The 20,241-nt window shown below is 51.4% G+C and carries 19 protein-coding genes; 8 read left to right on the top strand and 11 right to left on the bottom strand.

The genetic code is table 11. The features are described 5' to 3' along the window. Positions 1 to 166 precede the first annotated feature (166 nt). From QOS01_RS06295 to QOS01_RS06275, 5 genes are all read right to left on the bottom strand, one after another. The gene (locus QOS01_RS06295; RefSeq protein WP_283621582.1) at positions 167 to 2,149 is read right to left on the bottom strand and encodes an ABC transporter ATP-binding protein/permease; all 1,983 of its coding nucleotides are present in this window, start codon (positions 2,147 to 2,149) and stop codon (positions 167 to 169) included. Positions 2,150 to 2,252: 103 nt separating this feature from the next. After that, positions 2,253 to 2,927 (bottom strand): ABC transporter ATP-binding protein, encoded by a 675-nt coding sequence (locus tag QOS01_RS06290; protein WP_283621581.1) that lies wholly within the window; start codon positions 2,925 to 2,927, stop codon positions 2,253 to 2,255. A gap of 11 nt (positions 2,928 to 2,938) precedes the next feature. Next, positions 2,939 to 4,009 (bottom strand): ABC transporter permease, encoded by a 1,071-nt coding sequence (locus tag QOS01_RS06285; RefSeq protein WP_283621580.1) that lies wholly within the window; start codon positions 4,007 to 4,009, stop codon positions 2,939 to 2,941. 1 nt (position 4,010) lies between these two features. Continuing rightward, the gene (locus QOS01_RS06280; RefSeq protein WP_283621579.1) at positions 4,011 to 4,529 is read right to left on the bottom strand and encodes a TetR/AcrR family transcriptional regulator; all 519 of its coding nucleotides are present in this window, start codon (positions 4,527 to 4,529) and stop codon (positions 4,011 to 4,013) included. A 136-nt stretch (positions 4,530 to 4,665) separates the two neighbouring features. Further along, entirely contained in the window at positions 4,666 to 5,679 is a 1,014-nt protein-coding gene (locus QOS01_RS06275) for a zinc-dependent alcohol dehydrogenase family protein (RefSeq protein WP_283621578.1), read from the bottom strand. A 319-nt stretch (positions 5,680 to 5,998) separates the two neighbouring features. Between QOS01_RS06275 and QOS01_RS06270 the strand changes: the two genes are divergently transcribed. The 3 genes from QOS01_RS06270 (at position 5,999) to thrS (ending at position 10,620) form a co-directional block, all read left to right on the top strand. Continuing rightward, on the top strand, positions 5,999 to 7,606 hold the full coding sequence (locus QOS01_RS06270) for an Nramp family divalent metal transporter (protein ID WP_283621577.1): 1,608 nt from the start codon (positions 5,999 to 6,001) through the stop codon (positions 7,604 to 7,606). Between the two features lie 281 nt (positions 7,607 to 7,887). Continuing rightward, the gene (locus QOS01_RS06265; RefSeq protein ID WP_408612469.1) at positions 7,888 to 8,490 is read left to right on the top strand and encodes a hypothetical protein; all 603 of its coding nucleotides are present in this window, start codon (positions 7,888 to 7,890) and stop codon (positions 8,488 to 8,490) included. 324 nt (positions 8,491 to 8,814) lie between these two features. After that, positions 8,815 to 10,620 (top strand): threonine--tRNA ligase, encoded by a 1,806-nt coding sequence (thrS, locus tag QOS01_RS06260; RefSeq protein ID WP_283621575.1) that lies wholly within the window; start codon positions 8,815 to 8,817, stop codon positions 10,618 to 10,620. A 69-nt stretch (positions 10,621 to 10,689) separates the two neighbouring features. Here thrS and QOS01_RS06255 read toward each other — a convergent pair whose 3' ends face one another. Together QOS01_RS06255 and QOS01_RS06250 are read right to left on the bottom strand one after the other, a co-directional pair. After that, entirely contained in the window at positions 10,690 to 11,937 is a 1,248-nt protein-coding gene (locus QOS01_RS06255; protein ID WP_283621574.1) for an MFS transporter, read from the bottom strand. A gap of 8 nt (positions 11,938 to 11,945) precedes the next feature. Continuing rightward, positions 11,946 to 13,241, bottom strand: a complete 1,296-nt coding sequence (locus QOS01_RS06250; protein WP_283621573.1) for an alkaline phosphatase family protein — start codon at positions 13,239 to 13,241, stop codon at positions 11,946 to 11,948. A gap of 224 nt (positions 13,242 to 13,465) precedes the next feature. On the opposite strand from QOS01_RS06250, the gene QOS01_RS06245 reads away from it, so the two are divergent. Then, the gene (locus QOS01_RS06245; RefSeq protein WP_283621572.1) at positions 13,466 to 14,830 is read left to right on the top strand and encodes an APC family permease; all 1,365 of its coding nucleotides are present in this window, start codon (positions 13,466 to 13,468) and stop codon (positions 14,828 to 14,830) included. A gap of 440 nt (positions 14,831 to 15,270) precedes the next feature. After that, positions 15,271 to 16,407, top strand: coding sequence for a 5-methyltetrahydropteroyltriglutamate--homocysteine S-methyltransferase (locus QOS01_RS06240; protein ID WP_283621571.1), 1,137 nt, complete (start codon positions 15,271 to 15,273; stop codon positions 16,405 to 16,407). A 76-nt stretch (positions 16,408 to 16,483) separates the two neighbouring features. On the opposite strand, the gene QOS01_RS06235 is transcribed toward QOS01_RS06240, so the two are convergent. The 4 genes from QOS01_RS06235 to QOS01_RS06220 form a co-directional block, all read right to left on the bottom strand. Continuing rightward, on the bottom strand, positions 16,484 to 16,720 hold the full coding sequence (locus QOS01_RS06235; protein WP_283621570.1) for a cytochrome b5 domain-containing protein: 237 nt from the start codon (positions 16,718 to 16,720) through the stop codon (positions 16,484 to 16,486). Positions 16,721 to 16,812: 92 nt separating this feature from the next. After that, positions 16,813 to 17,298 (bottom strand): GNAT family N-acetyltransferase, encoded by a 486-nt coding sequence (locus QOS01_RS06230; RefSeq protein ID WP_408612468.1) that lies wholly within the window; start codon positions 17,296 to 17,298, stop codon positions 16,813 to 16,815. After that, entirely contained in the window at positions 17,282 to 17,596 is a 315-nt protein-coding gene (locus QOS01_RS06225) for a hypothetical protein (RefSeq protein WP_283621569.1), read from the bottom strand. Before QOS01_RS06225 ends, QOS01_RS06230 begins: the two co-directional genes overlap by 17 nt. A gap of 36 nt (positions 17,597 to 17,632) precedes the next feature. Then, positions 17,633 to 18,169 carry a LysR family transcriptional regulator gene (locus tag QOS01_RS06220; protein ID WP_283621568.1) on the bottom strand — a complete coding sequence of 179 codons (537 nt, stop codon included), beginning with the start codon at positions 18,167 to 18,169 and terminating at the stop codon, positions 17,633 to 17,635. A 108-nt stretch (positions 18,170 to 18,277) separates the two neighbouring features. On the opposite strand from QOS01_RS06220, the gene QOS01_RS06215 reads away from it, so the two are divergent. From QOS01_RS06215 to QOS01_RS06205, 3 genes are read left to right on the top strand one after another with little or no spacing between them, the layout of a single operon-like run. After that, positions 18,278 to 18,808 (top strand): sugar O-acetyltransferase, encoded by a 531-nt coding sequence (locus QOS01_RS06215; RefSeq protein ID WP_283621567.1) that lies wholly within the window; start codon positions 18,278 to 18,280, stop codon positions 18,806 to 18,808. 3 nt (positions 18,809 to 18,811) lie between these two features. Beyond that, entirely contained in the window at positions 18,812 to 19,765 is a 954-nt protein-coding gene (locus QOS01_RS06210) for an alpha/beta hydrolase (protein ID WP_283621566.1), read from the top strand. Positions 19,766 to 19,785: 20 nt separating this feature from the next. Beyond that, positions 19,786 to 20,184, top strand: coding sequence for an alpha/beta hydrolase (locus QOS01_RS06205; RefSeq protein ID WP_408612467.1), 399 nt, complete (start codon positions 19,786 to 19,788; stop codon positions 20,182 to 20,184). The last annotated feature ends 57 nt before the right edge of the window (positions 20,185 to 20,241 follow it).

Below are 20,241 nucleotides of genomic sequence, written 5' to 3'. Positions count from 1 at the left end.
TTATGGATTATAGCATAACTTTGGTATACCTAAAAATAAAAAGCATTGTCATTTAAATTAATGATCGATTAAGTTAATAATGTTGATTAAGTTGCACTTACTCTACACTTAAAAAGAAGGGCCCACCGCGTTTTTACACGCGAAGGGTCCCTTCTTTATTTGAATATTAGTCGGCCGTAAGGGCATCGATTGGGTTCAGGCGGGCTGCACGCCGGGCCGGCAGCAGTGCCGCGATGAAGGAAATTACTACCGCAACCACAAACGCGAAGATCACATTCCCGGCCGTTATCTGGACGATGTTGTACTTAATCATCCCGTATAAGGCGTGGTTCAGAATTACGGTTACGACAATGACAATAACCAGTGCTAAGACCGCTGAGAACAACCCAATAAAGATTGACTCTGAAGTGAACAGACGACGAATATCTTTCTTCCTCTCACCAAGTGCCCGCAGGATCCCGATTTCCTTGGTCCGTTCCGATACCGACATGTACATCGTCACGATGATCATCAGTGCGGAGACGAGAAGGGAGATCCCGGCAATGGCGGCAAGAATAGTCGAGGCAAGGTGGACGTAAGTGTTAACCGTCTTCAGGATCGAGCCAACCGTAATTGCCCCAAACATGCGCTCACCCTTGGCATTCTTGAGGTTGTTAATGCGGTTAGCAACCTTTTGAACATCAGAGAGGCTGTTGGCACTCACCGCCACAAAGTTCGGGCTAGTGACGGCGCCGCTGCCCCGCAGCATCCGTTGCATTGTACCGTAGCTAACCGTTGTCTGGGCACTAGTTCCTTCACTGAGGCCAGCCACCTTCACCGTCCCGTTAATGGCAACCGGGTCCCCCTTACTGTTTACCCAGTTAAAGGAAATGTTAACCGGCTGGCCAATAATCTTGCGGTAATTCTTCGCATCGGTCAGCTGGATGGCCTGTTGCTTCGTCAGGACGATCTCATTACTACCTGGCCGGTGACCATGCTTGATCGAACTGGATGTCACTGACTTATTCCAGGTTGTCAGTGTGGTCCCACTCTGTTGCAGTTTCTTGTACGACAGGCGGTAACCACTGATTATGTTCCCCTTTTGGACGCTGGACACCCCATCGACCTTACTTAGCCGGTGGAGGGCCCCACTATCAATCATCATTGACTGGGGATCTGCGGAAAGGTTTTGCATCAGTGATGATTGGATCTGGTCCTGGGTAAGATGCTTCCCGGTCGGGTTCTTGAATACCGTGATTGACCGGGGGTTGGTCAAGGAATTAATTTGGTTTTGGATATAGCCATTAATCCCGTTGCCCAGGCCACTGAAGAGGAGGACGGCAAAAATACCAATTGCCGTTCCCAGCATGATCAGTGAGTTGCGCCAGAAGTTATACATCAGGTGCTTAAAAGACATCCGGTAGCTGGCCATCGCCGGGAGCTGCTGGGACTTAATCACTGTGGGGTCCTTAGGGAGGTCATAGGCTGGCCGGAGCCGTTCGTCCCCATCAATTTTCCCATCGGCTAAGTGGACGACCCGGGTTCCATGGTCGGCAACTTCCTGGGAGTGGGTAACCGCAATGACCAGCTTACCATCCTTGGCAATCTGGTCCAGCAATGTCAGAACCTCCTGGGTATTTTGTGAATCAAGGGCCCCCGTCGGCTCATCGGCAATAATGATCTGGGGGTCACTGGCAAGGGCCCGGGCAATTGCCACCCGCTGCTTCTGTCCCCCAGACAGGTGGTTGGGATGCTTATGAGCCTGGTCGCTCAAGCCAACCTGGTCAAGGAGCTTTAACGCCCGCTTCTGGCGCTCTTCCCGGGAAAGTGAGGTCATGTCCAGGGCCACCAGGACGTTATCCAACACCGTTAAGTGGGAAATCAGGTTATACGACTGGTAGATGTAGCCGACCATTGACCGCCGGTAGTCATCCAACTGGTGCTCCTGCTTATGGTCAAGTGGGGTTCCCTTGATCAGGACCTCACCGGAAAAGTTACGGTCCAGCCCCCCGATGATGTTCATCAGGGTTGATTTTCCCCCGCCAGACTCACCTAAAATCGAAACAAACTCGCCCCGTTCAAACTGGAGGTCAATTCCCTTTAAGACCGGAAAGGCTTCTTTGTCAAGATAGTAGGCCTTCTTGATATTGTGCAATTCTAAAAAAGCCATTGTATTCTCCTTACATTTATTTAGTTTGATTATACCAAAAACCTGCTCAAGGCAAGGGAATCCTCAAGCAGGCTTTATCAAAAATTTATTTCCTGGGAAATATTTACCTTTCCATTGTGAGCTTACCATCCATCAACTGGTAGATATGGTCAGCAAACTCACGCAGCCGCATGTCATGGGTCACGACCACAATTGCCTTGTGGTGCTTAACGGCCATGTTCTTAAAGAGGCGGCCAACAACCTTCACCCGGTTACTGTCGAGTGCCGCTGTTGGTTCGTCCGCTAAGACAATTGGCGGGTTAGGGTACAGGGCGCGGGCAATCGCCACCCGTTGGTTCTGCCCACCGGACATCTCGTCTGGATAGTGGTTGGCGAGTTGGGAAACATCGAGTTCTTCAAGGAGGTTGTTCAGCTCCTCTTCTGACATATTTCCCGTCTTCTTAATCCGGCGAACCAGGGCAAATTGGTCCTTCACGGTCAGGTAGGGAAGCAGGTTGTACGACTGGAGGACAAAGCCAACCTTGTTCAACCGCAATTGGTCCCGTTCCTTAGTCGATAATTTATCTAAGGTTTCCCCTTCAACCGTGACCGTTCCCGTCGTTGGTGTTTGAAGGCCCCCGGCAATCGTCAGGAAGGTACTCTTGCCGGAACCAGAGGGACCCAGGATCAAGCTTAGTTCACCCAGGTCAGCCGTAAAGTTAACGTCATCTAACACCTGGACCTTACTGATTCCTTTACCGAAATCCTTACTGATGTTTTTGAGTTCAATTACTGACATTGCGTAACCTCCTAACTGTTGAGGGCCCTTACTGGGTCAACTTTCATAATCATCCGCACCGGTAGTAGGGCCCCAATTCCCCCAAGAAGGATGAGGACAAGGGAGATCAGACCAATCAATGGCCATTTCAAAACCAGCGGGACCGTCATCGGCATCAACCAAGCCGTCAGCAGGGTCAGAACCAGGCCACCGCATATCCCAGCGACCATCAGGATAACCGCCTGGTCAACCGTCGCCCCAACCAAGTGGCGGGCCGGAATTCCCTGGGCACGGAGCACGGCATAGTTGGGCATCTTCTGCATCGTGAGGATGTAGAGGAAGACCGCAATAATTACGAGGGAGATTACCATTAAGAAGCCAATCATAAACATAAAGGTACTGTTTTCTGCCGAGTAACCAGGAAGTTTCTGGATGAATTTGTCAATTGGGTAGTGGGCCAGCTTTTTGAACCGACTAGCACCCTCCTGCTGGTTGCTAATGATTCCACTGGCAACCACCTGGGGAGCAACTCCCCGGAGTGCACGCCAGGTCGAAAGGCGACCATAAACTACCGGGGCAACGTTTAACTGGGAATCCTTGGCGAAGCCCACCAGGCGGTAGTTTTCCGCTGTTGAGTTGAGCTTCACTTTGTCTCCCAGTTGGTAGCCCTTGGCCTTTAAGCTTTCATCAGCGACCAGCTCATGCTTATTTTTGGCGTGCCGCCCGGCAACCAGGGGCATGTTATCCTTGGCAATATACTGTCCGGCATCAAGGCCAATAAACTGAACACTTTCCTTATGAGCCTTTCCCTGCGTCCGTTTCATGACGGCCGCGGTTTGACCAACGAGGGCCTCGTGCTTATTGAGGGAACGACCGGCCAGCTGGTCCTTAGTGATGACGGACTGACCCATATTATCATTGGCATTCTTGTTCAAAAATACCGTATGGGCGTCCCACGTTGTCAAGGCGGCCTTATTCTCGTTCGCCAGGCCCAGCATCATTCCCATTAGGATGAACATCAGGTAGCTAATCATCACGATCATGGCAATGATCAGTCCATACCGGACCTTCTCGTGTTTAATCTCTTTTAAAGCTAAAAACATCCTACCCCTCCTTTGCCAGGAGCGCCGTCAAAGCGGCCCTTAATCGTTTCAGTATTTGGTCACTACTGTCCGGGTAGCGCAGCCCTTCCTTGATTGCCTCATGAACAAGCGTCATGACGGCCCACTCGGTCGCCGTCACCGGGCGCAACGTGGAATCAACCGGTTGCAGTAACGCCTCATTGACGGCGAAATGCCGCTTTACCAACTCATAGTAGGGACTGGTATTCACTTGGCTAATAAAGGCGGCCACCTGGTCAACATACGCCGCAGCAGATTGAAGGCGGTGGGCACGGATATCGTAATCGTGAAGCTTAAGCAGCGCCTCATGATACAGGTAGGTATACGCATCTGGCAGGTCGGTAAAGTACTTGTAGAAGGCCCCCCGGGCGATCCCGGCGTCCTTAACAATCCGGGCCACCTGGGCATCTGCCAGGTTGTGGGCACTAAATTCAGTTAGCAACGCCTGCCGGACGGTTTCCTGCTTAGCTGCCGGTAGGTTTTCAAAGGTTTTGCTTGGCACGTTTAACCCCTCCTTAAGTGACACGGTGTCACCAAACTTTATAAGTATCATAGCAGCCTGGTGACACCGTGTCAATATTACTGAAATAAAAAAAGCATTTCCCGGGAAATAATCCTGGGGAATGCTTTCACCACTATTAAGCTTCTTCACCGGCAAGCTTAACAACGGCCTTGGAGACATTTTCAATCCGGTCGTTTACAAAGTCGTCCACTTGGTCGATCCCAAATTCATGGGAAAGAAGTGGCAGAACATCGACCTTACCAGATGCCATCAGGGCAATTGAATCTTCGAAGCAGTAAGGATTGATGAAGGCCCCTTGAATCTTCAACTGCTTTTGGAAGACTTCGTAACTGTTAATGGAGAACTTGTCGTCTGGGTTACCAACCCCGAACATTGAAACTTGGCCACCACGGGCAGCAGCTTCAACGGCTTGTTCTTGGGTTTCGGGACGACCAACGGCTTCGATGACGATGTCGTATTCGTTAGTTGGGATCTTTTCACCCTTCTTGGTGTTAATGGTCTTGGCACCAAAACGGTCGTGGTTAAGCTTCAGTTTTGCATCGTTGCGACCACTCAGGGTAACCTCGCTAACCCCGTATGCCTTCAGGGTTTGTACGAATAATTGACCCATGAAGCCATCACCGATAACCAATGCCTTTTGGTATGGGTGGATTTCCAGCAGGTCAACACCGTGAACGGCACATGATAATGGTTCCGTTACGGCAGCCGCCTTCAATGAAACACTGTCAGGGATTGCGTAAACAACCTTTGCAGGTGCCGTGAAGTAGTCTTCAAAACCACCGTCACGGGTAACCCCAACGGCAGACAGGTTTTCACACAGTTCAGGACGGGAAGTCCGGCAGTACTTACATTCACCACAGTAAATGTTCGGGTCAACTGTTACCCGGTCACCAACCTTGACGTTCTTAACGGCAGCACCAACCTTGGCAACCACCCCGGAGTTTTCGTGACCCAGGACGATTGGCGGAACGGCACTAGCCGATCCCGGCAAGCCAGCGTATAAGGCGTGGTCAGTCCCGCAAATACCAGCGTAGGCGGTGTGAACGAGTACTTCATCAGGCTTTACTTCTGGGGTTTCAACATCCTTAACTTCAAGCTGTTTAGTCCCTGTTAATACAAGTGCTTTCATAATCAATTCTCCTTATATAATGTAGTCGGCATAATTATAGTGAAGGATTACACTAGTTGTCAAACGTTTGACAGAAGTAACCGTTTCCAAATAATAATATGAAGAAAACTTCAAAATTTCTTAAATTTATTTAGAACAGTTGTGAAAACGTTTTATCCGTGTTAGTGGCTACCTATCAGCGCAATTGCTATTTAAGTTTATTGCGGTAAAATGCCTTGAGACCGGCAATCTTCCGTTGAAATGTAATATTTTTTATGCTAACCTAACAAAGTATTCGAATTAAGTTAATTTTGATTGTTGGTCAAGTTAACAAAATAAGATGAAAGGTGGATTTGGCGTGGACAACACAAAAAATCAACACAAGAAGCATCACTTGATAGAGTATGCTAACGGTAAGTCACTCGAAGAAATTAACGGAACGGTTGAGGTTCCTCATGGCAAGGGCTTCTTTAAGACCTTGTTTGCTTACTCCGGACCTGGTGCCCTCGTTGCGGTTGGGTACATGGATCCAGGTAACTGGGCTACTTCAATCACCGGTGGTCAAAGCTTCCAATACACCCTGATGACTACTATCTTGATTTCAAGTTTGATTGCGATGTTACTGCAATACATGGTGGCTAAACTCGGAATCGTGAGCCAAATGGACCTCGCCCAGGCAACACGGGCACGGACCGGTAAAGCGTTAGGGATTATTCTTTGGATCATGACGGAATTAGCCATCATGGCCACCGATATTGCGGAAGTTATTGGTGCGGCGATCGCCCTGAACCTGCTCTTCCACATTCCGTTGATCCCATCAGTATTCATTACTGTTCTTGATGTTTTAGTTCTGTTACTTTTGACAAAGATTGGTTTCCGGAAGATCGAAGCAATTGTTGCATGTTTAATTCTGGTTATCCTGTTCGTCTTCGCATACCAAGTTGCTTTGTCACGGCCTGACTGGGCCGCTGCCTTTGCTGGCTTGGTACCATCTGCTAAGGCGATTGCCCAGCACCCACAAATCGGTGGAATTACGCCACTGAGTGGTTCGCTGGGGATCATTGGGGCCACGGTTATGCCGCACAACCTGTACCTGCACTCCGCTATTTCACAAACACGGAAGATGGACCACAACGACCTTAACAGTATTCGGCAAACTGTTCGGTTTACCACTTGGGATTCCAACATTCAGCTGTCTTTGGCCTTCGTTGTTAACGCCCTCCTGCTGATCATGGGGGTTGCGGTCTTCAAGTACGGTGCCGTTAAGGATAGTTCATTCTTCGGTCTGTACGATGCTTTGAACAACACCTCAATGCTTTCCAACCCGATTCTGATTGCGGTTGCTAAGTCTGGTATTCTGTCAACGCTGTTCGCTGTTGCCCTGCTTGCTTCTGGTCAAAACTCAACCATTACTGGTACCTTGACCGGGCAGGTTATCATGGAAGGTTTCATTCACATGAAGATGCCACTGTGGGCACGGCGGTTAGTTACCCGTATCATTTCTGTTATTCCTGTTCTGGCCTGTGTTGCTATGACAAGCGGTGAATCCGTGATCCAACAACACTCGGCCTTGAACCTCCTGATGGAAAATTCACAGGTCTTTCTGGCCTTCGCCCTGCCATTCTCAATGTTGCCATTACTGATTATGACTAACAGTGAGGTTGAAATGGGTGAATTCAAGAACCGAATGTGGGTTAAGGTCTGTGGCTGGATCTCAGTTATTGCCCTGACCTTCTTGAACCTGTACAACCTGCCTTCAACTTACGAGGGCTTCGGTGTTTGGTCCAAGGGCACTTCCGATGTTCTGGCTTACCTGACCATTGTCATCATCTTGGTCCTGCTTGCTTGGACCTGTGGTGAACTCTACCGTGGTGACAAGCGCTTTGCTGCTGAAGGCAAGGGCTTTGGTCAACAAGAAGAGGAAATGAAGGACTCTGCTAAAGACTAATTTCTGAATCAAATATCTATCTAACTTGAATAGTGGATGGGAAAAGAAATAACTTTTCTCACCCGCTATTTGTTTACACCGTAATCTTCTATTCTTCACTTTTTCGTAAACGCATGTTCACAACTTCTTCACGGATTAGGGGTAAGGTTACAACAATCCCATAAATCCCCCAGATAGATTAAGAAGCAGCGGTCATTCACCTCGTGTTTGACCGTTGTTTTTCTTTTGTCACCCCCAATCAATGCTATAATATGGAAATGAATGCTATTTAGCCAGATGAGGTGAAATCATTGAATAATAATCAAGACAAGCGGCCGAGCCGTGTACAACTATACGATAGCCAGCCTAAGAAACGGGGGAACCGTCGTCCTCGTTTGGGTAGCAAAGCTAAAAAGAAAAAGGTATTTGGAAAGAAGCCTAACCGGGGCAAGCGGACCTTTAAGCTCCTCTTAACCCTCCTGCTCGCAATTCTTTTGGTGATGGTCATCATCTTCGTTGTTAAGCAGCAGAACCCGGTTAACACCACCAATAACGATGACACGACGGTGACGACAAGCTCCAAGAAACACAAGAAAAAGAGCAGCAGCAGTCACCACCACCGGCAATCAAGCACGACTGACGACGATGACGATGACAATACCGGGACTAGTGACACCTACACCGTCACGACCACGCCTCATCAATCAAACAGTCAGCAGTCCAACCAGGGACAAAGCAATGGTGGTACCAGCACAGGCAGCCAAAGCCAACAGGGTAACCAAAGCAACGGAAACAGCTCCAGCAGCAACACCCAGGGTCAGGGTAGCGGCAGCAACGGTGGTAACTCAAGTACCACCACGACCGTCCCAAGTGCCCCAGCAACTGGCGGAAATAATAATCGATGAAAATTTTTTATCAAATCCCTTGCCAAGCTGATTTTTGGTGTTATAATTTTAGTCAATTGAAGGATATGTATTTACCGAGTGCTCAACCAGGGAGACGTAACCTAGGCTGGAAGTTATGTCGAGTCGACCGTTAAATATACCACCTTCCTACTTTTACTGGCCGAAATAAGGCCGGTCGGGTCGTGTCCGTTACCACACCATAGAGAGAGTAGTAATACTCTGAACATGGGTGGAACCACGCTAACTATGTTAATTAACGTCCCTAATGCTTGTTGTCAGACAGACATTAGGGACGTTTTATTTTTTATAAAGGGAGAGATTTTTATGGCTCAAGTTGCAGTTATGTCCCCAAATGGATCAGTAAAGAAAATCGATCGGGATTCTAAGGAAGGATTACAAGCCCTCCGGAAGCTTTCAGCCCTGATGCTGAAGGCCGCTTTGAAGCAAGAATTCAAGGGAATTCGTCTTGGTGAAGCTAGCTTCGATGAAGATGGTTTCCACGTTGACTCCGACAAGGATGACCAACAAGTTTCCGCTGACGAACTGCCCGCATTGGAAGACGTTGTTAAGGGCATGGCCAAGGATGACGTTAAGGTTGAATTTGCCGAAGTCGCTGTTGACGACGCCCTGGCAGAAGTCAAGGACGACAAGTTCTCTACTGAATTAATCAAGGAAAACGCCAAGGACGGCAAGGTTGCCATGTACGTTCTCGGCGACGTCAAGGCCGTTGCCCAGGATGACATCCTGGTTTATGGTGACGTTGTTAAGAACCTCAAGCTCTTATCCGTTGCCGGTGCTTACTGGAAGGGCATGTCCTCCAACCCAATGCTGCAACGGATCTACGGGACCGTCTTCTACAAGAAGGACGAATTAGCTGACGACTTGAAGAAGCGTCAAGAAGCTAAGGAACGTGACCACCGGGTTATCGGTAACAAGCTCGACCTCTTCTTCGTTGATCCAAAGGTTGGTGCCGGTTTACCATACTGGATGCCTAAGGGGGCCACTATTCGGCGGACAATCGAACGTTACATCATTGACCGTGAAGTTGCCGATGACTACAAGCACGTTTACACCCCAGTTCTGATGAACCTGGATGCCTACAAGACTTCTGGTCACTGGGAACACTACCGTGACGACATGTTTCCACCAATGGACATGGGTGACGGTGAAATGCTTGAACTGCGGCCAATGAACTGCCCAAGCCACATTCAAATTTACAAGCACCACATCCGTTCCTACCGTGACCTGCCACTGCGGATTGCCGAACTGGGAATGATGCACCGTTACGAAAAGTCTGGTGCCCTCTCCGGTCTGCAACGGGTTCGTGAAATGACTTTGAACGATGGTCACACCTTCGTTGCCCTTGACCAAATCCGGACTGAATTCGCCAAGATTCTGAAGCTGATCATGTCCGTTTACAAGGACTTTGACATTACCGACTACAGCTTCCGTCTCTCCCTTCGTGACCCTAAGAACACGAAGAAGTACTACGCTAACGACGAGATGTGGGAGAAGTCCCAAAAGCTGTTGAAGGCTGCCATGGATGACCTGAACCTTGACTACTACGAAGCCGAAGGTGAAGCTGCCTTCTACGGTCCAAAGCTGGATATCCAAACCAAGACGGCCCTGGGGAACGACGAAACCATGTCCACTATTCAACTGGACTTCATGCTTCCTGACCGCTTCGGCTTAACTTACGTTGGTAAGGATGGTAAGGAACACATGCCAGTCATGATCCACCGTGGTGTTGTTGGGACCATGGAACGGTTCGTTGCTTACCTGACTGAAATCTACAAGGGTGCCTTCCCTACTTGGTTAGCTCCTGAACAAGTTCACATCATTCCAGTTAACGAAGATGCCCATGGTGCTTACGCCGACGACCTTGCTAAGAAGCTGAAGGCCGCTAACATCCGGGTCGTTGTTGACCACCGGAACGAAAAGATGGGCTACAAGATTCGTGAAGCCCAAACTCAAAAGGTACCATACACTCTGGTTGTCGGTGACGACGAAATGAAGAGCAATGGTGTCTCCGTCCGGAAGTACGGTGAAGAAGCCCAAAACGAAATGAGTCAGGATGACTTCATGAACGAAATCCTCGCTGACATCGCATCATACTCCCGCAAGAACTAATTACGTCCCCTATAAATAAAAATATCCCTGACGTTCGGAATATTACCGAATGTCAGGGATATTTTTTTATTAGTCACCATTACTCAGCTTGGGTAGGGCCAGGAAAATTACCAGCCCCACCGCGAACAGGACGCTGAGGGAGGCCACGCCCACCGTCGAACGCCCGGTCCACTGGGTTACGAGTCCCACAACCAGGGGCCCTAGGATAGCGGAGAATTTACCCAAAATGTTGTAGAAACCAAAGAACTCACTTGAAGCGTCCTTCGGGATTAGCTGGCCAAAGTATGACCGGCTAAGGGCCTGCAGCCCGCCCTGGCTCGTCCCAATCAGGATTGCCAAAAACCAGAAGTCAAACAGGCTGTCAAGCTTCAGTGCGTACAAGCAGATAAACAGGTAGACGATGATTCCCAAAAGAACTGCCAGCCGGGTTGAGGTCCGTTTTGCCAGCCACCCGTACAGAAGAGAGAACGGGAAGGCAATCAGCTGGACCATCAATAAAACCATCATCAGCATTGTCGTGTTCACGCCGAGGTCCTTCCCAATCGCGGTTGCCATGGTGAAAATGGTATCGACCCCGTCAATATAGAAGAAGTAAGCGACCAAGAACCAGGAAATCCGCCGGTACTTCCTAATATGACGGAAGGTGCGCCCCAGGCGGCGGAAACTATCAGTCAGCGGGTCCCTGACGGCCTGAACGCTAAAGCGCTGCTGACCGTGCCGGAGAAGGGGCCAGGCAAAGATTACCCACCAGACGGCGGCGAGGACAAAGCTGAACCGGGCCACCCCAAAGCTGGACAACAACCCGCCAAAGCCGTTCGTTAGTTGGGCACCAAGGAAAATGATGAAGGCTAACACGCCGCCCAGGTACCCCATCCCATAGCCGGTGGACGATACTAGGTCCATCTGACGGTCGTCAGCGACATCCGTCAGGAAACTATCGTAAAAGAGGTTCCCGCCGGAGTAGCCGATAATACTCAGGATATACAGGCCCAAGAGCCATTGCCAGTGGCGGGGTGACACCACCGCCAGGCCGAGTGTCAAGACAATCCCCGTCCAGGTAAAGACGTTTAGCCACCGCCGCTTCGAACGTGGGTAGTCCGCGAGCGCCCCAAGCAAGGGGGCCAGCAGGGACACTACCAGGGTGCCAAAGCTATTGGCGTAGCCCCAGAAGGCGGTGGAGTCGGCGGCACTGACTCCTCCGGCTTGGGCAACCGCCTTGAAGTAGACCGGTAAGACGGCGGTAATCACGAGGATCCCGTAACCGGAGTTTGCCCAGTCGTAAAAAATCCATTGCCACTGTTGCTTAGTGAATTTCACAGTTTCACTCACTTTCTAAATATTTCTTCAATTGCTTGCCCAGCGGTCGGGGCCGGGTAGTGGAGGCCGAGTAAGCGCGCGAAGGTTGGGCCCTCGTCAACCAGGTGGGCACCAGCAACCGTTGCGCCTGCCTGGACGTCTGGTCCCGCAAAAACCGCCGTTGTGAAGTAGTTCGGCTGGTCGGGCCCGTAGCCGTGAACACCGTGGTAACGGTCCGGGGTCCCGATGGAATCAGGGTCAACCTCTTCCACCACTGCGGGCCGGTTGACCTCGTCCGTGAAGTAATAACCCGGTTGGGCCTCAACCAGGAAGGCCGCTTTAGGATTGGCACCCAGTTTGACCGCCTCTGCACCATCGTAAATGTGTTGAACCCCCTCGGCCCGAGCAATCAGCTGCTTGACCTCGCCGTAATCAATATTGTGCCCCCGCACGTAGACGTATGTTTCCCCGTCACAGGTTTTGGCGGTCACCTTCCAGTTATTCTTGAAGGTGGTCTTACCATCAATCGGGGTCAGCCACCCTTCCCGTGCGAAGAGCATGTTCAGGTGTATCATCTTGTGGACGTTGATCTGGTAGTGGTCTCCTAAAATCACGAAGTTCGTCCGGTCATAGGTTCCGGCGTCCTTGGTGGCCCGAATCAGCCGGGCAACCCGGCCATCGAGTCGTTGCAGGGCAGTCTTGGCTTCCTTTGACCGTACCCCGTAACGGTGCCGCATGCTGTCCATGTCCACCAGGTGGATCAAAGTTAAGTCGGGGCGCTTGTTGCGGAGGGTATCGACGGCACAGGCGGTCACGAAGTCATCCAACCAGGGCTGCTTAATCCCGTGGCGGAGTTTCCCGTAGCGCTGGTTCATCTTGAGGAGGAACCACGGCGAGCTAGCCTTGAGTGAGACTAACACCTGGTTTGTCCAAATCCGGTTAGGGAAAATTTCGGCCAGGTTATAGTTAATCTTGCTCCCCGCGGTGACTGGCCACAAAAAGGCGGCCGTGGTCATCCCCGCGGCCCGGGCCACATCATAAAGGGGCGTGGCCTTGACGTCCTTACGGTACCAGTACCAGTCCGGTGACTGCCGCCGCGGCTGGACTTTCGTGTTATTAACAATCCCGTGCACTGCCGGGTACTGGCCGGTGATAATCGAGGTGTGAGACGGGTAGGTCAGCGTCGGGTAGATACCCTGGACACGCTTTACCCACGTTCCCTGCTGAATTAGCTTATCAAGGTTCGGCACCAGGTCGCGCAGTTCGGCCAGGTCCCGGTAGCCAAGTGAATCCAGTGAGATTACAACAAGCTTATATTGGGTCATGATTGTTACTTCCTTTTTCAAAGTTACCCTTCTATTTTATGATGGATTAGGAAGAAATGCGAAACCTTTTTACCCGGAGGAAATTTTGGGAGGTGGGCCCCGGGAAAAAAGCCCCCTCCCCACCGGAAAATACTAATAATGTTAAGCGCCAGAATTTGAACCGCTGCTTTATTTAATGTAAACTTAAGGTTCGGACATATATAGAGAAAGGAATCGAAACAATTATGAAAAATCAGATTGGCAAAGGCAGTAGCCCGAAGGAAAAGACTCTCGGACTATTTGACCTTTCAATCCTTGGAATTGGCGCAATCATCGGTACAGGGATCCTCGTCCTCACCGGAATTGTCGCGTCAACCGATGCGGGCCCCGGAATCGTCTTTTCGTTTTTAATTGCGGCCCTAGCGAGTGGGTTGATTGGGCTTTGCTATTCGGAGCTCACCACTAGCTTGCCGAATTCCGGAAGTGCGTTTTTCTATGCCTGGGTATCAATCGGTAAGTTTGTCGCGTTTCTCGCCGGCTGGACCCTGATTGGGGTCTACGTCACCACCACGGCAACGGTTGCCAACGGCTGGACCGGGTATGTCCAATCATTCTTAGAAGTTTTGGGAATTAACCTGCCCCACCAGTTCCTCGTCAACCCCGCTGCGGATGGTTACATCAACCTGCCAGCGGTCCTGATGATCATCCTAATGACCATCATCCTAACCCGGGGAACGAGCGAAAGTAAGCTGGTCAACAACTTCCTGGTTGGGGTCAAGATATTCATTATCGTCTTGTTCATCGTGGTCAGCATCTGGGACGTCAAGGCCACCAACTGGCACCCCTTCCTCCCGTACGGCGTGAAGGGGATCTTCACCGGTGCTTCAGCGGTTTTCTTCTCCTTCCTGGGCTTTGACGCCCTCGCAACGTCGGCGGAGGATGCCAAGGACGTCGGCCACACGATCCCCCGGGCAATCGTCCTCTGCTTGACGGTCTCCACAACCCTCTACATCCTAGTCAGCCTAGTGATGACGGGGGTAGTGCGTTACACCAAGCTGAACGTTTCCGAGGCGATGTCTTACGTACTGCTCAGTGAGGGCCATAACTATGTCGCCGAGATTGTCTCCTTAGGGGCGGTCCTTGGAATCATGGCCGTGGTGTTTGCCTTTATTTACGCCGGGTCCAACATTCTTAAGTCAATGAGCCGGTCCCGCTTTCTGCCCAAGGGCTTTGCCAAGTTAAACGCCCATACCCAGAGTCCGAACCGGGCCATCTGGCTAATCGGCCTGGCCTCCGCGGTGTTTGCTGGTGAGTTCGACCTCCACTACCTGGCCTTAATCGCCAACATTGGTTCCCTGATGGTCTTCATGCTCATCTCCTTGATCGTGATCATCCTCCGGTATAAGTACCCGGAACTGGAGCGGCCATTCAAGGTCCCGTTTGGCAACGTAATCCCCACCTGTTCAATCCTGGTTTGCCTGGTCCTGCTGGTCAGCATCTCGCTCAAGGCATGGTTAACCTACCTGTTATGGATTGTCATCGGGCTAATTGTCTACTTCGCCTACTCACTCCGGCATGCGGACGAGTTTAACTTTACCGAAGATAAGTAGTCTATCGCGGCTGGCCTATTTGGCCAGCCGCTTTTGTAATTAATTTGCCAATTAGTGTTGACAATTAAATTAGAATTCGTTAAGATAATGACAATCAAATTAAGAAATGCTTAGAAGAGATGAGTAAGCAGGCTCAGCCATTACAGAGAACCGCGGTTGGTGGAAGGCGGGATGGCTAGACCTGTCGAAGATGGTCTTGGAGCAATGTTCGGGTGGCGAGCCAGACGTGAGCTGCCCACGAGTGACGTCCGATATAACGTCTAGGTTTACCTCCGGGTGTACCTACTGAGGAGTTGGCTGTGAGGCCGACTCAAATTAGGGTGGTAACACGTTAACTAATGATTAGCTTGACGTCCCTAGGAAAGGCACAGTTCTTTTCCTGGGGGCGTTTTTTATTTGCTCCGCACCTGAACCCACCGCATACGAAAGGATCGATTATTATGACTGAATTCACAAAACGAACTGTTTCCCCATTCCGCTACGACGTTGTTGGTAGCTTTCTCCGTCCCCAAGCATTAAAGGACGCCCGGGCCAAGTTTGCGGCGGGCGAAATTAGCCAGGCCGACCTGACCGCCGTGGAGGACAAGTGCATCACCGAGTTAATTCAAAAAGAAGTTGCCGCCGGACTGCAGGCCGTCACGGATGGTGAATTTCGGCGGAGCTACTGGCACCTTGACTTCTTCTGGGGACTACAAGGGGTCAAGCACGTTAACTTGAAGCATGGCTACTTCTTCCATGACGAAGAGACCCGGAACGATTCAGCCCAGGTGGCCGGCAAGATCAGCGGTGAAAACCACCCCTTTGTCAACTACTTCAAGTTTGTCCAGGACCACGTTCCTGCTGGGGTCCAGGTCAAGCAGACCATCCCCGCACCAGCTCAGTTTTTAGAAGAGTTAATCCGGCCCGAAAACCAGGCCAGCGTTAAGGACAACTACGCTTCTGTTGAAGAGCTGGACCACGACGTTGCGGCCGCCTACCACCAAGTAATTGAAGACCTCTACGCCGCTGGTTGCCGAACCCTCCAACTCGATGACTGTACCTGGGGAATCTCCGTCAATAACTTTGCCAACCTTAAGAAGAAGGACCCCAACGCTGATACGTCTGCACTGAAGCAGCTCCAAGAACGGTTCCTAAAAGTAAATAACGCCGCCATTGCAGACCTGCCAGCGGACTTAACGGTCAACACTCACGTTTGCCGGGGGAACTACCACTCAACTTGGGCTGCCGCGGGTGGCTATGGTCCCGTCGCTGACACCCTCCTCGCCCAGGAAAACGTGCAGGCCTTTTACCTGGAATACGACTCCGACCGGGCTGGTGGCTTTGAACCCCTTGCTAAGGTTCCTGATGATAAGTACGTTGTCTTGGGGCTCATCACGTCCAAGTCCGGTCAGCTGGAAGACAAGCAGACCATCATCGACCGGATTCACGAAGCAGCAAAGTACCACCCGTTGGACCACCTCTGCTTAAGTCCCCAGTGTGGGTTTGCCTCAACTGAGGAAGGAAACATCCTCACCGAGGACCAACAATGGAAGAAAGTCGCCCTCGTTAAGGAAATTGCCACCGAAGTCTGGGGCTAATTCTGCCGATATATACACCTCCTGAATACGAAGAAATGGACCAGTGGGATAATCTCACTGATCCATTTTTATTAACCTAATCCATATAATCACCAACAACGGGGATCCCCGGTAAGACACTGTCACCGTGGGCTACCCGTCTTTTTAATGGTTCCGTCAAATCCTGGCCCGCTGTGTAGCCGTGGTGCTTACCACCCTGCCAGGAAGCATCTTCGGAAACGTCATAGACCTTGCCATCGATTGCGATGTACGCGGGGCGGCCATCCTGGCCATCATACTTTTGTAACTCTTCCTTAGTGAACGTCTTTGCCATACCGGTTTCCTCCCTTTTCCATTCTTTTGGTAGTTTAACTATACCGGGGCCGGCAATAAAAAGCACGCTTTCTGCTCAGCCTTAAGGGAAAGTTACAAGTCCTTAACCATGGTCAACCAGGTCTCGTCCGCATGGCTGGAAGGTGACACCCCCGCCTGATGAAAACCGTTATGCTCATAAAAGGGAACGTTTTTGGCCAGGGAGTCTAGCACAACTGACTGCCGCTTGCTTGCCCGGGCTACCCGCGCCAGGGCGTCCAAGAGCTGGCTGCCAACGCCCTTTCCCCGGTAGGCCGGGGCCACCGCAAGTGAGAGCACCAGCTGGTAGCCACCCGTAGGCAGGTTAGTCGGGGCCGTTTCGTACATCTGGTCGTCGATCACCCGGGTACTAACTGCCGGGCCGACGATAAAACCGACTACCCGGTCCCCAGCCTTGGCCACTAAAAAGGTGTCCGGCAACTTGTTGAGCCGGTCCTGAAAAGCCGCCGGACTCCCAGCCTCAGCCGGACTAAAGCCCGCCCGTTCAATTACAACTACCGCGGGCAAGTCTGCTTGTTGGACATTACTGATTTTGATCATGGGTGACCTCCTTCATTTCCTTAATAAAAATATTGCCAACGTTTGGTAGGCGGTTATCCTTGCGCCAAACTAAAATATTCTGATCAACTAGCGCCGGGGTGAGGGGCCGAAAGACCAGGTTGTCTTCTGCTTGATTTTTAATCAGCCCCTCGTAGGTCATTACCGCGCACGCACCGGTCTTGGCCAACAAGGCCGCGTTAAAGACCAGGTTATACTGACCGACAAAGTTGAAGTGGTTCAGTGCCATCCCCGCCCACTGACGAAAGGTGTCCTGGCGTATGGTTTGCCCCGACGTCATCAGTGGCTGGCCAACCAGGTCCGCAGGGGTAATGGCCTACTTTTGTGCCAGTGGCGAATCGGCCGCCACGACAATCCCCCACCGGTTAACCCCACTAAGGGGCATGGTGTTGTATTCAATCAGGTTTTCGTGCCCCATCAGGATGGCAAACTCAATCAAGCCCGTATCCAGCTGGTGGCGTAAAAACTCACTGTCCCCGCTCACCAGGTTGAGGCGAATCTGGGGAAACTTGGCCATGATGTGTTTGATGCAGGCCATCACGGGTTGGACGGCCCGACTTTCGCCCGCACCGATGTTGATGACACCACTCACCACCGCTTTTTTCTGCAGCTGGTCAGTAGTCCGGTCCACCAGGGTGGTGATTTCCTGGGCCCGGTCAAAGAGGTAGGACCCCTCCTGCGTAAGTTTGATTTGCCGGTGCCCCCGCTCAAAGAGGGTAACCCCCAGCTCGTTTTCGAGCTCCTTCATCTGACGGGAAAGGGCCGGTTGCGAGATGTGGAGAACCTGCGCCGCACCGGAAATATTTCCTTCCCGGACAATCTCATTGAAATAACGTAGTACCCGAACTTCCATCGTCAGTCCTCCTATGCATAATACTTATATTTTCCCATATATTATAAGTATTTTACAGGAGCACGCCAACTGTTTATCCTAGTAATAACCAGAAAGGAGAGTTAATGGATGACAACTAACATGAAAGCCACAAGCCAAGAAATCGCCCAGGTGGTCACCACTAACCAGCCCCTCGTTCAGGAGCTCAACACTGGCGTCCACACCGACCAAGAGGTGCGCCAAGTCGTTGCGCAGATCACGGGACAGGCAATTGACCCGTCCGTTGAAATTCGCCTGCCATTTTACACCGACTTCGGACGCCATCTTCAAATTGGGAAAAACGTCTTTATTAATAGTGGCGTCACCTTTACGGACCTTGGCGGCATTCAATTAGCGGACCGGGTCCTGATTGGTCCCAACGCCACCCTTGTCTCCGTCAACCACCCCCTCGACCCGGCCGACCGCCGCAACCTTGAGCTCAAGCCAATCAAGGTGGGCACGAACGCCTGGATTGGGGCCAACGACACCATCTTACCAGGAGTAACCATCGGCGAAAATGCGGTTGTTGCGGCGGGGGCCATCGTCACTAAGGATGTCCCAGCTAACACCGTTGTCGCCGGAGTTCCCGCAAAAGTCATTAAGAAAATAAAGGAGGACTAACCTATGTCATTACGATACATTACCGAACTCAATGAAAACGTCCACCGTGACCACGTCAGCTTCTTAAACCGCTACGGAATAAAAATTGCGGCTGACCTTTACTCCCCAAAGGAACGGACAGCAGAAAAGTACCCGGCTTTAATCGTGGGTGCGCCCTATGGTGGGGTAAAGGAGCAGGGTCCGGCCGTCTACGCCAACGAGCTCGCCCAGCGGGGCTTTGTGGTCCTGACCTTTGACCAGGTTTTCATGGGTGAATCTGGCTGCTGGCCACGCCACGTGTCATCTCCGGAGCTCTTCGCCGAATCATTTAGTGCCAGAGTTGACTACCTTGGGGTCCAGGTGCCCTTTGTTGACCGGGAGCGGATCGGGGTTATCGGGATCTGCGGCTCTGCCGGCTTTGCCCTTTCCGCAGCTGCCGTTGACCCCCGGATTAAGGCGGTGGTTACCGCTTCAATGTACGACATCACGGACATCCGCGGCATGATGAAGCCTAGCAAGGCCCAATTAGACAAGATGAAGACCCAGTTGGCTAACCAGCGGTGGACGGACTTTGCCAATGGCCAGCCGGAATACAAGCCGTCATTCCCTGACCACCCCTACCCGTCAGTTGATGACCTCCCGAAGATGGACCCCATCAACAATGAGTGGTTCCGCTTCTACGCTGTTCCCCGGGGCTTCCACCCCAATGCCCGGGGCGGCTTTACCACCACTTCCAACCTGGCGATGATGCAGTTCTCCGCCCTCGACCACATTGACGAGATTTCCCCACGGCCAATCCTGTTTATTTTTGGTGACCGGGCCCACTCCCGTGCCTTCTCCGAACGGGCGTATAATTTAGCCAAGGGGCCAAAGGAAAAGTACATCGTTGACGACTGTGAACACATTGACCTGTATGACCAGGTTGATAAGATTCCGTTTGCCAAGATCCAAAGCTTTTTTAATGACCACCTTAACTAATTGATATGGATGTGAGCACTTTGAAAAGATTTCCCCTGATTACGATACTAACCACCATCCTCGCCTTTTGCTGTCTCGCTGTTTCGAGCCGGGCGATGGCTATCCAGCACTACCGGCAGTCGACCGTGCCAACCATCTTCGTCCACGGCTGGGGCTCCAGTGCCCGGGCGGAAGATAAGATGGCCCGGGCCGCCCAACGCGCCGGCGTTACCAAGACAATTGTCCGCGCCAACGTCGATCGCCAGGGAAAGGTGTCGTTTGACCGCAACATCCCCAAGGGGGCAATTAACCCCATCGTGGAGGTCAACCTCGCTGATAACAAGCTTAGCCACTACAAGGATAACTACACGGCTGGCTACCACCACGGCGGCACCTACGTCAAGAACGTGGTTAAGGCCTTGGCAGATTGCAAGAAATAACTTGAACGAATTTAATGACGTAAATTAAGCAGGAAGATCTCGATTGGTGTATGCCAG

The sequence above is a fragment of the Limosilactobacillus avium genome (genome assembly GCF_947381485.1).
GTDB lineage: Bacteria > Bacillota > Bacilli > Lactobacillales > Lactobacillaceae > Limosilactobacillus > Limosilactobacillus avium.
Note: the sequence above shows the minus strand (reverse complement) of the source record. Positions and strands in the feature narration are given on the sequence as shown.